The sequence below is a fragment of the Bacillus sp. JJ1474 genome (assembly GCF_036965225.1).
Taxonomy (GTDB): domain Bacteria; phylum Bacillota; class Bacilli; order Bacillales; family Cytobacillaceae; genus Cytobacillus.
Window position 1 is genome coordinate 9,273 of the sequence record NZ_JBALPC010000147.1, and the last position, 11,730, is coordinate 21,002.

Genomic DNA, 11,730 nt, shown 5'->3' on the forward strand with positions numbered 1-11,730 from the left:
TCTAGATATTCTTAGGAAAAATATCTATTATTATCAAGTTTCTAACATAATCTTGTTAAATATAGTCGAAATCTTTTTTTATCATTTTATATGAGGGCTATGATCCAAATGGCATGAATAACAAAGACAATCGTATATAAACCAGTAGCTGTAAGGGCTAAATTATTTACAATTTTTTTACGGGGAAGTTTTTTTATAAAAAGGAACATAAATAGAGCAGCAGATAGAATTACTTTATAACCAAGAAAATAGTACGGATTGGTTTGGAAAAGGGCATTCATGATAGGATTACTTTCCTCAATTAAAGAAAACTGAATACCGAAAAACGTGACTATACCATCGTATAAATTCAGTAAAGCTAAATAAAGAAAGATCTTTTTTAAATTGATTTTCACTGTTTATCATTCCTGATCCATTACTATTAATAAGGGCCTTGATCGTATTATTTCCAATCAAGGCCTTTGATTATCTCTTATTCGTCTTTTTTGATATAGAAGAAAACCGCCGCGCCTGCAGTCATTAATAAGACCCCTATTAATAAATAGTTATACATATTTGTAGCTGTTGAAGGTAAGATTTGCCCCTTTTCGATTGGTGCATCCAATTCTTCAAAAGGAATTGAACGTATAGGAATCGGCATAGCCGTATCCTCTTCTGCAGCAGGATTTTCTATATTATTATTTTGATCATTTTCTTGATCTGACTCTGTTTCAGGGCTGGTAGTAGGAGGAGCAGCATTATCATCTATTGGGTCGGGGTCAGTGGTTGGATCGGAACCTTGGTTTGGATTAGGATCAGGATTTGGATTAGGACTATGTCCTGTATTTTCCATTACAAACCTTAACTCAAATTCAAAAGCTAACCCTTGAAATTCATTCCCTAGTTCATATGGGAAAGTTACCTCAAATTTTATATCCTCTTGACTTTTTGAAGGTAAAAGTCTAGGCTCAAACCCATCAAAGTCTGATAATTTGCCACTATACAATACTTCTTTCGAATCCCATACTTTTAAAAGAAATTCATTGTAAAGTTTCCTTGAACCAGCTTTGTAATAAGACTCTGAATTATATGTAAAATCGCTTTCTCCACGGTTTTGAATAGTTAAATTCCTTATCGCCCAATCCCCAGGTGACATATTTTTCACATTGAATAAATAGTTATCAGGTTTTGTTTCAATATTAGGTTGTTGGTTGGTACTTGCTTGAATATTAATGGGCTGAAGGAATAATACTACATAGGCACAAATAAAGGTAATGATTAATAACCGTAATCTCATAGCAACCCCTTTCTTCCTATAAAATTAGAAAAGAATGTGTTTCAATAAATATATAGATGCGGGAAATAACCTTAGCGATGTTTTATACTTTTTATTTAAAAGGTATTTCTAAAGTTATAGAATAATCTTTCCCTTTATACCTTTGTGTAAAAGTTATACTTTCACCTGTTGGATCTGCATTCTTAATAGTTTCAGTATTTGATTTAATCGTATTTCCATCACTGAACGTAAATTCAACTTGCGCTTTCAGGTGATAGCCATTTTTATCATTTTGCCAATCCCAATCATTTTTTATTATTCTAACATCGGTAATTGCAATCACATCTGGAGTTTCTTGGGGTTTTTCATTATTTTCCTCTTCTACCCCAGAGTATTGCGTTGCTTCTAAATTAAGAGTTAGGTTCATATCTAAACCTTGATATTTATTTTGATAATATAGCCCTGTCTCTTTATCTTTCTCTTCATCATTTTTAAAAGTAACCATCATCATAATATGATCTGAATCTCCTACTGGTAAATCAGGATTTAATGGCACAATTAACCCTTGTTTTAAATAAGTTGTAATATCAGGAGACTTTCCGTTATCTGTTAGTCTCTTAAGATCCAGTAACGAAACATTATCCCATGGGGTTATAATAGGCTGCATATCGCTAGTTAAGAAATTTATGATAAATTGTGATGCGAAATCACTATCAACAATATTTCCTTCTTTGTCCTTTACTTCAATGCTAGTATGCATAAGGACTTTTTCAATGTCTAATGTTCCAATATTGATAATCTTAAAGTCTCGCAGCATATAATCTCCAGGTTTTAAGTTTGATACATTAAATACTACAGAAGGATCTACTTTAAGATCTAGGACACCTGATTTTAGGGTATTGTTCATCGTCTCCACATCATTAAATGCCGCAAAAGTTCCTCCGCCTACCAGGGAAAGTCCAAGAGTTGCACTGGCAATTCCTAATGTTAATTTCTTTTTAATAGTCATTTTGTTCACCATATCTTCCATAAATTTTAAATCAGGATGTACAATATATAGAAAGGTGGGTTAATTAACCCACCTTTCATTCTTTTATTAGTTGTTTGCTCTTTCAGAACCAGCTGATTGAGTTGCTTCAAAGACAAATCTAAATTCAGCAACCTTACCTTGGTATTGATTTTGTACGTATTTACCAGCAGCGTCCTTAGCTGATTTGTCAACAAATTCAACTTTAATGTCGATAATGTCTTCATCCCTACCTGGAATAGTTGGATTCTTATACAAATTCACACTTGAAATGTCGAATCCTCCTGCATTAGAATGATTAATTAAATCTTGCATTGATACGTAAGTACCCCCGCCATCACGTACTCCAGATCCAGTAATTCCTGATAAAAGATTAATGCCATCAGTATTTAAAATTGTTACAGCAAATTCACCTAGGAAACCAGGCGCTGTTTCACCTACTGGGTTAACCGTTAATAGTACATCTTCAATATCAAGGCTGCCCCAGTTTTGAAGTTTGAATTGGCGAGTCATTGTATCCCCTGGCTTTAGATTCGATACTTTCATTACACCTTCTGCTTGATTGCCAATTCGCAGATCCAATGTTCCTGCAGCTAAACGGTTATCCATTGTTTCAACATCGTTGAATGCTGCCCAAGTTCCTCCACCAATTAATGATAAACCTAATGCTGCAGATGCTACTCCTAAACCTAATTTCTTTTTGATTGACATTTTTTCTTCCTCCTTGGTTTCTCCCCCGTTTTTTTACGAGGTATGTAGTTTTTTTATTGAATCCTTATGTTTTCATAAGGAATACAACCATAATTAAGCGGTTTTTTCTGGCCCCTGTTTCTCATCTTTTCTCTTTGTTGCATGCTCTATTTCTTTCAGAGCTTTAAAGATTGATATTGCAGAGTATAAGAGTAATAAAACTCCTGGCCCAATTAGTAGAGTTGCTGTACCAGCTTTTGATTTTGCAAAATCTATGAAATATCCAATATAAGGAATTGAGAATCCAGTGTATTCACCTATTACATTGTCCGAAAGAACGAGTTTTGAATCTGGATATTCGTTATTATCACCTTTCGTCTGATACATAACATGGTTGCCACCCTTTACAACATCAATGACTCTGTGAGTAACGATTTTTTGTTCATCCTCCATGTATGTAATGACATCATCCTTTTGGAATCTAGTTTTATCCCCACCAGGTTTCACCGAGATGATTGAACCAGTTTTAAAGGTTGGTTCCATTGATCCGGATAATACGTTTTTCAGTTGGTATCCCAATATTTGTGGCTCTCCTCCTGAGGCTTTAGAGGAAATTACTAACATGGCCATTACTATAAGTAGTAAGAACAAAAGTACTGTTACTATATTACTTAAACCTTTCATCACTTTCTTCAATACCTTCACCCCTTTAAACTTTCGTTATATTTAATTTGGTTTCCTAACAAATTCAGTCAAAACATTGCACTGCATTGTTCATAAAAAGGTACATTTTTTAGTTTGCTTAAGTCTTTTTGTTCTCTTTAACGAACTTATTAATTTGAGTATAAGTCAAATGCATTAATTTGAAAAACGCCAAAAACGCCCATTTATTCGATATAAAGAACGTTTTGTGCTTGTTTCCTTGTTATTTCTCTTGTTTTCTAACTATTTTGTAATTTATTTAGAACATTATTGTTCTATTAAAAGAACAAATAATTAACATTGCTAAGAAACAAAAAAAGTATTTCTTAAAAGGAGTACAAAAAATCCTTGTAAGAAATACCTGAGCTTATATTTATTATTCTATTTTGTACTAGCATACTGGCTTATTAGTTAAATGCTCCTTTATGATAAATTTTTGAAGGAAATCGCGAACTTCTTCTTTTTCAACACCTAATTTTTTTGCCTCTAGTATTAGGTGTATCCATTCCTTATCTAACTTATCAATGAGTACCTTTGTCTCCATCAGACTGATCCTCCCAAAAAGTTCGTCCTTTTATAAAAATAATTGTCAATAAATGATTACCTTAATTGTATAAAATCATATTTTTCTATTTTCTTCTGATACGGTATTGCCTTTATATGAATTCTTTCCAGGGTCAAAGCATCAAAAAATGTGTACGTTGTTAAATCTTTTCCGCAAACTGGGCAAAGCCAACTCCCTATTTCGCTGCTGCTATAAGATGGTCGATGGCATTGATCACAGTTTTTTTGATACATACATGACACCACCTACAATGAATTTTCGTTCTCTTTACAGAACCTACCCATAGAGTATAGTCTAATATTCCTATTTCATAAAAAATCAAATTCACCCGTTTTTTCGTTTTAAAGAACGATTTTCGTTTGTTTTCTATGTAATCCTTTAGTTTTCTCAATATTTCAAATTTTTTATTGAACACTTTGTTCGTTATAATGAAAACACGTTAAACTAAATAAAAGGGGAATAAATACATGGTTGGAATGCGTATTAAGAGGTTAAGAATAGAAAAGGGGTTATCCATCAATGAGCTTTCTGAAAAAGCGGGTGTATCTAAATCTTATTTAAGCTACATAGAAAGAGGCATTCAACAAAATCCATCCCTGCAAGTATTATCACGATTGGCAAAAACACTTGATACGGATGTAGAGGATTTGTTGGATCAGAAGAAAAAAGCGGAGCCAACTGAGATGTATCAAATAGATCGTGAATGGATTGAATTGATCCATGATGCGATTGATATTGGGGTGACTAAAGAGGAATTTGCTTATTATTTGGATTTTATTAAATTTAAAAACATGAACGGGGGCAATGAATAAGTGTTTGCCAGGAAACAATTCTTTCTTATTTCCGCTTCAATCATTATGTTAACAGGGATTGGGCTAGTGTTTTTCTCTATAAAAGATATTTATGTCCATGAGAAAAGTAAAGAAGCTTCTTTAATTGAAGCTAAGGAGAAAGTCCAAATTAAGGCTCAAGACCAGGAACATGATATTGTTCTTCAAAATGAACAAAAAGAAGTAATTAATCCTTTCAAAAAGGGAGAGGTGATCGGCATTTTAGAAATCCCCAAACTTCAAGCAGAGCTCCCTATTGTTGAAGGGACGAGCGAATATGAATTAGAAAAAGGAGTTGGCCATTACTCCAGTACGGCGCTGCCAGGACAACCTGATCAAATTCTGCTTTCCGGTCACCGGGAAACTGTTTTTCGCCGCCTCGGAGGTTTAAGAAATGGGGATGTATTTCACGTCATCATGCCATATGGCTCCTATAGCTACGAAATTACCGGCTCACAAATTGTCGAGGCAAATGATACAACGGTTATTAAATCTACTGCACCTACGGAAACACTAACAGTCTCCACCTGCTATCCCTTTTCCTATATTGGCGATGCTCCTTATCGCTATGTGTTGACCGCACATCGAACAGAAAATCCCGTAACAAATTAAAAAGGCCAGTCCCAGCAGTTTGAACCGCAGGACCTGGCCTTTATTATGAACACTTATTATTTTTGTAAGCTTACTGCAATTCTTGAACCAACTTCCGCATTGTGCTTCACAAGCGCAATATTAGCCGTTAAGCTTGTACCTTCTGTTAGCTCTTTTACTTTTCCTAAAAGGAATGGAGTTACTTCTTTACCAGCGATATTATTTTCTTTTGCTTCTTTTAACGCTGATTCGATCACATTTGTAATGAATGCTTCTTCTAATGCATCCGCTTCTGGGATCGGGTTAGCAATAACAACACCGCCGTTTAGGCCAAGCTCCCATTTTGTGCGGATAATAGCTGCTGCATCTTCAGGAGTGTCAACACGTTGGTGCAAGCCAAATGGACTTGTACGCGTATAGAATGCAGGAAGGACATCTGTTTCATATCCGACAACAGGAACTCCATGTGTTTCTAAGTACTCTAATGTTAGGCCGATATCAAGAATGGATTTAGCTCCTGCGCATACTACTGCCACATTCGTTTGTGCTAATTCTTGAAGGTCAGCAGAAATATCCATTGTTGTTTCTGCTTCACGGTGAACCCCACCGATTCCGCCTGTAACGAATAATTCAATGCCTGCAAGCTCTGCGCAAATCATTGTCGTAGCAACTGTTGTAGCACCATCTTTCTTTTGCGCTACTAGGTATGCCAGGTCACGGCGGCTAGCTTTTGCGACATCTTTGGCTTGTCCTAGGTATTCTAACTCTTCATCTGAAAGACCGATTTTAATTTTTCCATTTAAAATCGCAATTGTTGCGGGAACTGCACCGTTTTTACGGACAATCTCTTCTACTTCTCTAGCTGTTTGCACGTTTTGCGGATATGGCATTCCGTGAGAGATGATCGTTGATTCTAAAGCAACAATCGGTTTATTAGCTTTTTTTGCTTCTTGAACTTCCGCTGAATATTCTAACCAGTTTTCTAACATGTGACAAAACCCCTTATTTAAAGTATTGGTTGAACGTTTCTTGCAAGTGAACTTGATTTAAATTCGGATTCACAGTTTCGTGAGATTGCAGTGTAATAGCGGAACAGGATATCCCTATTTTACAAGCGTTCTCAATATCTAATCCTTGTAAATGTGCATACATCATTCCTGAGACAAGCGAATCTCCGGCACCTGTCACATCTTCCACTTGAATTTTTGGCGGAAGGACTGTCCCAGACTCTCCTTTTTGTGTAGAGTAAATGAGACCTTTATCTCCTCTAGTGATAACGACCTTTTCTACACCCTTTTCCAGCATTTTTTCTGCTGCCTTGAAAAAATCGCTATCATTCTTAATTTCCATTTCAGATAAGGCTTCTGCCTCGTCCTTATTGGCAATTAACCACGTGACTCCAGCCAAGCTTTTTGGCAGCTTCTTTACTTTTGGCGCAGAGACAGGTGTAATGCAAACCGGAATTTTTGCTTCATGACAACGACCGATTAGCTGCTTAATGACTTCTGCTGGAAAGTTCGTATCAATAACAACTAAATCTGATGAAGCAATATGTCCCCATTTTCTCTCGACAAAATCGATGTCAACCAAATCATAGATTGACATGTCTGCTAGAGCAATCGCCATTTCACCCTCATGATCTAACACGGCGGTATATGTTCCTGTAGCTGCATTCGAGAAAGCTTGGGATGGGCTGATGTCTGCATACGATTTTGTATGCTCCAGCAGCCAATCGCCTTCTCCGTCCTCACCGACTGCAGTCATAAGAGCGACATCACATCCTAATCTTCCAAGGTTCTCTGCAATATTTCTTGCCACCCCGCCAAATGATTGCGAGCTTTCAGCAGGATTGGATGTGCCAAGCTGGAGCGTTTGAAGTGTCTGTATTTTTCTATCCACATTGGATCCGCCAATACAGACGATATGTTTCCTTTTTGGAAGCACATAAGCTCTGCCGAGAAGCTTTCCCTCTTTCGTTAAAGATGAAATATAGCCGGCGACCGCTGATCGTGACAACCCCGTCTTATCAGAAATCTCATTTTGTGAGATAAAAGGGTTTTCCTCAATAAGCTGTAATATTAACGACTCTTTTTGATTCATAATGATTCAGCCCTTATTAAATAAACTTTTGTCCTAATTATAAACACTTGTCTTTAATTATGCAATATCTTTTTTATAGTCCTTTTTAATAGGATTACTGATTATTCCCTCCTACCTTTCCCTATTTTTTAATATTCAATTATTGTTATGAACTAGACAGAAAGAAAAAATTCAAATATAATTAGCTAGGTAACTAATTTGAAAAGGTGATTTATTTGAATCAAATACAAAATAATCTTTTTCACTCGATTAACCAGTTTAGCCGGCACTTTTCAAAAATCCTGAATGAGGCATTAACTCCTCTTGGATTATACACAGCTCAATGGACAATTATTTATTTACTTAAAACGAATGGACCAGCCACTCAAAAGGAATTGTCCCATTATCTAGGAGTTGAGGCCCCTACCATGACGCGGACGCTAGCAAGAATGGAAAAGTCAGGCTGGATAACAAAGAAGACCGGTACCGACAAACGAGAAAAACAAATCACTCTGACTGAGGTAGCTAACGGTATGTATGACACTTGGCTTCAAACTGTACGGACATGTGAGAGTCAAGCTTTAAAAAATATTTCTGATCAAGAGACTACAGAAATGCTGTCAATTTTGAAAAAGATGTCAGTCAATCTTTAAGTTATTTCTGTAGTTATTTTTTTAGGAGGACATCTATGAAAAAGCAACCATTATGGACAAAGGGTTTTTTAAGTATTTCAATTACAAGTTTTTTTATGTTTATCGGCTTTTATATTTTGCTGACCACACTGCCGATTTATGTATTGGACGATTTAAATGGGAACGGAACCCAAGTAGGATTAATTACATCCGTTTTCCTCATTGCAGCGGTTCTGATCAGACCATTATCAGGTAAATGGCTTGATGAAATTGGTCGGAAAAAGATTCTTTTTATTGCATTGATCTTGTTTTTCGTTTCCAGTATTTTTTATTTTTGGGCAAATACTATGCCTACTTTGCTTATTTTACGATTCGTTCACGGAATAGGATTTGGGATGGTGACGACAGCAGCTGGTGCGATTGCAGCTGATATTGTCCCTAATGAAAGAAAAGGGGAAGGACTTGGCTATTATTCGATGTTTATGAATTTAGCCATGGTAATGGGACCTTTTGCAGGCTTAACTATCATTCAATACTCGAGCTTTAACTCGCTGTTTATGTTATGTTCCATTTTATCGTTCCTAGCAATATTACTTTCATTTGCTGTACAGTTGCCTAAAGGAAATACTCTCGAGTCAAAACCAGCTCAGCCACAGAAATTATCGATTGACAGCCTATTTGAGAAGAAGGCAATTCCAGTTTCAATCGTGGCTGGAATTCTTGCTATCAGTTATTCGGGAATTCTTGCGTTTATTTCTGTTTATGCAAAAGAGCTTGGTTTAATCGAGGCAGCTAGCTTTTTCTTTGTTGTTTATGCTGCTGCCATGCTTATTTCCCGGCCTTTTACCGGAAAATGGTTTGATCTTTATGGGGAAAATAAGATTATTTATCCGGCAATCATTTTATTTGCCATTGGGATGTTTTTGCTAAGCCAGGCTACTACCACCTTTGGATTTCTGCTTGCCGGGGTCATTATCGGCTTAGGATATGGAAGCCTTACACCTTGCTTACAAACGATAGCCATTAAAAATTCTGATCCTTCAAGAAGAGGGTTAGCTACTTCGACATTCTTTACATTTTTCGATACTGGTATTGGTCTTGGGTCTTACGTTCTCGGAATTATCGCCGCGTATACGAGTTTTTCAACAGTCTATTTTATTTTAGTCGGAGTCATTTTTCTTGCTCTGTTTGCTTACTTTCTCTTACATGGAAAGAAAGCACTCTTGCCACAATCCAGAAAGACATCAGAAGTGTAATTGGAGGAAATCAGCTTGTTGGCTGATTTCCTTTTTTATTTTTATTGTATATCAGCGCATCTAACTAAAAAAACTAAACCAATTGAGGTTTAGTCTACAGTTCTTGGCAATATCAATATCTCTACTCTTCTATTTTTTGTTCGTCCCTCGCTCGTATCATTAGATGCAACTGGCTGGAATTCTCCAAAGCCCTTCGCACTGAACCAGCTTGGATCTAGTTTATCATTATGCAGAACAATTTTCATAAAGTTAATCGCTCTCATCACGCTTAATTCCCAGTTCGATTCAAACGGGGCATTTCCGATTGGTACATTGTCTGTATGTCCGCTAATGATAATATTCCTAGGGGGCTCCATAATAAGCAGCTCAGCTATTTCATCTGCAACCTTTACATCATTAGTCCGAACATCCGCACTTCCAGGTGAAAATAATACATTATCTCGAATCGAAACGAGCAATCCTTCGTCTGTAAGGGAGGTTTGAAGCCTTTCAGTTAAGTTGTTTTGATCAATATAAGTATTTACCTTATTTTGGATTGTGGCAAGTTCCTGCTGTTCTGCTTCTTTAAGTATCTCAGCTGCATTTTTCTGATCCCTTTTACTTTTCGTATCATCGCCTTTAACATCTGTTGATTGCATCTGCCCTTCAGGTATTGGACTTGGGAAATCAAAAATTCCCGTTCCGCCTGAAAATGCACTATTGAAAGCTCTTGAAATTGCCTGGAACTTTTGAGCATCAACTGAGCTTGAAGCGAACAGAACGATAAACAAGGCTAACAGCAAGGTTAATAAGTCTGCATAAGGGAGCAACCATGATTCATCAATGTGCTCCTCTTTGTGATCCTTCTTTTTCCTTCTACTCACCTTTCTTCACGCCGCCTTCTTCAAGAAATATCTTTCTTTCTCCTGCCGGTAAATAAGATGCTAATTTTTGTTCAATGACTCGCGGCGCCTCTCCTTCAAGAACTGATAGAACACCTTCAATCATCATAGTCTTTAGCTTTGTTTCCTGCTTTGATTTTCTTTTCAGCTTATTTGCAAATGGATGCCAAAGGACATATCCTGTGAAAATCCCTAATAAAGTTGCCACGAACGCAGCACTAATTGCATGACCTAAAGTATCTGTATCGTTCATATTTCCGAGAGCGGCAATTAATCCGACAACTGCTCCCAATACTCCTAATGTCGGAGCATAAGTTCCAGCCTGGGAGAAAATTTGAGCTCCCGCTGCATGTCTCTCTTCCATTGCTTCAATTTCCTCATTTAAAACGTCACGTATGTAATCTGCACTCTGACCATCTACAGCTAGGGAGAGTCCATTTTTTAGGAATGGGTCATCGATTTCACTTGTCTTTGCTTCAAGTGCTAGCAACCCTTCTTTTCTTGCAAGCTGTGCCCATTCAGAAATTATTTTTATTAAATCAACTGGATTCATTTGTTTTTTCTCTTTAAAAATAATTCCGAACAACTTTGGAAGTCGTTTTATTTCACTAGTTGGGAACGCAATTGCTACTGTAGCAGCTGTCCCTAGTAAAATAATTAATACAGCCGCTGGGTTCATTAGCACTGCAGGATCTACTCCTTTAAGAACCATCCCTACCCCAACTGCGATAATCCCCAATATTAAACCTATTAACGTTGTTTTATCCATATGTCCTCACCCATCTTTATTTAAAAATACTCCCTCTTTTCTTATTTCGACATATTCCTTCAAAGATTAAGGTGAAAATTCTTATTTTTTTCTTTTTCAATTTGTTAACTTATTATTTTTTCACTATTCTACGATTATTGTTGTTCTCTAACGTTGAAATTTCTATTTCATTTACCTTATTGCTATATTGCTCCTCCTAATTTGTTCCCTAACATAGAGAAAGACAGGGATGGAACCCCTGCCCTTTCTTAGATCAATGCTTATTAATAAATAATTGACCTAATAGCTTTTACTGCCGCGAAAATGCTTGTTCCGTATGAGGTGAATCAGTGGCGGAGCAGCAATGGTTTTAGAAATTGTCATCATTTTCATTATTAATTGTTAGAAGAAGAAGCCGCAACCGCAACGTCTTCTGCAACCGCAAAAGAAATCACTTCTTCTGCGATCTGTTCT

Annotated in this window: 15 protein-coding genes; 4 read left to right on the forward strand and 11 right to left on the reverse strand. The window is 36.6% G+C overall.

Translation table 11 applies throughout. The annotated features are described in order from the left end of the window. Positions 1-86 precede the first annotated feature (86 nt). The 7 genes from V7164_RS17200 to V7164_RS17230 form a co-directional block, all read right to left on the reverse strand. Positions 87-395, reverse strand: a complete 309-nt coding sequence (locus V7164_RS17200; RefSeq protein WP_335354698.1) for a DUF5658 family protein — start codon at positions 393-395, stop codon at positions 87-89. Positions 396-472: 77 nt separating this feature from the next. Beyond that, positions 473-1,276: an LPXTG cell wall anchor domain-containing protein gene (locus V7164_RS17205; RefSeq protein ID WP_335354699.1), complete on the reverse strand. Its 804-nt coding sequence runs from the start codon at positions 1,274-1,276 to the stop codon at positions 473-475. Between the two features lie 91 nt (positions 1,277-1,367). Then, positions 1,368-2,264 carry a TasA family protein gene (locus V7164_RS17210; RefSeq protein WP_335354700.1) on the reverse strand — a complete coding sequence of 299 codons (897 nt, stop codon included), beginning with the start codon at positions 2,262-2,264 and terminating at the stop codon, positions 1,368-1,370. A gap of 87 nt (positions 2,265-2,351) precedes the next feature. Further along, positions 2,352-2,993, reverse strand: a complete 642-nt coding sequence (locus V7164_RS17215; RefSeq protein WP_335354701.1) for a TasA family protein — start codon at positions 2,991-2,993, stop codon at positions 2,352-2,354. Between the two features lie 93 nt (positions 2,994-3,086). Then, positions 3,087-3,668, reverse strand: coding sequence for a signal peptidase I SipW (gene sipW / locus V7164_RS17220; RefSeq protein ID WP_335354702.1), 582 nt, complete (start codon positions 3,666-3,668; stop codon positions 3,087-3,089). A gap of 397 nt (positions 3,669-4,065) precedes the next feature. After that, positions 4,066-4,218 (reverse strand): anti-repressor SinI family protein, encoded by a 153-nt coding sequence (locus V7164_RS17225; RefSeq protein ID WP_335354703.1) that lies wholly within the window; start codon positions 4,216-4,218, stop codon positions 4,066-4,068. A 56-nt stretch (positions 4,219-4,274) separates the two neighbouring features. Beyond that, entirely contained in the window at positions 4,275-4,472 is a 198-nt protein-coding gene (locus V7164_RS17230; protein WP_335354704.1) for a hypothetical protein, read from the reverse strand. Between the two features lie 234 nt (positions 4,473-4,706). Here V7164_RS17230 and V7164_RS17235 point away from each other — a divergent pair, with 234 nt between their 5' ends. Both V7164_RS17235 and V7164_RS17240 read left to right on the forward strand, forming a co-directional pair. Then, complete coding sequence (locus V7164_RS17235) at positions 4,707-5,051, forward strand: helix-turn-helix domain-containing protein (RefSeq protein WP_335354705.1); 345 nt, start codon at positions 4,707-4,709, stop codon at positions 5,049-5,051. Next, the gene (locus V7164_RS17240; protein WP_335354706.1) at positions 5,052-5,681 is read left to right on the forward strand and encodes a class D sortase; all 630 of its coding nucleotides are present in this window, start codon (positions 5,052-5,054) and stop codon (positions 5,679-5,681) included. A gap of 56 nt (positions 5,682-5,737) precedes the next feature. Here the strand turns inward: V7164_RS17240 and V7164_RS17245 are convergent, their stop codons facing one another. Continuing rightward, complete coding sequence (locus V7164_RS17245) at positions 5,738-6,649, reverse strand: pseudouridine-5'-phosphate glycosidase (protein WP_335347651.1); 912 nt, start codon at positions 6,647-6,649, stop codon at positions 5,738-5,740. Between the two features lie 13 nt (positions 6,650-6,662). Further along, the gene (locus V7164_RS17250) at positions 6,663-7,760 is read right to left on the reverse strand and encodes a carbohydrate kinase (protein WP_335347650.1); all 1,098 of its coding nucleotides are present in this window, start codon (positions 7,758-7,760) and stop codon (positions 6,663-6,665) included. A gap of 215 nt (positions 7,761-7,975) precedes the next feature. On the opposite strand from V7164_RS17250, the gene V7164_RS17255 reads away from it, so the two are divergent. Together V7164_RS17255 and V7164_RS17260 are read left to right on the forward strand one after the other, a co-directional pair. Further along, a complete protein-coding gene (locus V7164_RS17255) occupies positions 7,976-8,392 on the forward strand; it encodes a MarR family winged helix-turn-helix transcriptional regulator (protein ID WP_335354707.1) in 417 nt (138 codons plus the stop codon). A 35-nt stretch (positions 8,393-8,427) separates the two neighbouring features. Beyond that, a complete protein-coding gene (locus tag V7164_RS17260) occupies positions 8,428-9,627 on the forward strand; it encodes an MFS transporter (RefSeq protein ID WP_335348400.1) in 1,200 nt (399 codons plus the stop codon). Between the two features lie 89 nt (positions 9,628-9,716). On the opposite strand, the gene motB is transcribed toward V7164_RS17260, so the two are convergent. Further along, positions 9,717-10,490 (reverse strand): flagellar motor protein MotB, encoded by a 774-nt coding sequence (gene motB, locus V7164_RS17265; RefSeq protein WP_335348399.1) that lies wholly within the window; start codon positions 10,488-10,490, stop codon positions 9,717-9,719. After that, the gene (gene motA, locus V7164_RS17270) at positions 10,483-11,277 is read right to left on the reverse strand and encodes a flagellar motor stator protein MotA (RefSeq protein ID WP_335348398.1); all 795 of its coding nucleotides are present in this window, start codon (positions 11,275-11,277) and stop codon (positions 10,483-10,485) included. The genes motB and motA overlap by 8 nt, the downstream gene beginning before the upstream one ends. Positions 11,278-11,730: the final 453 nt, after the last annotated feature.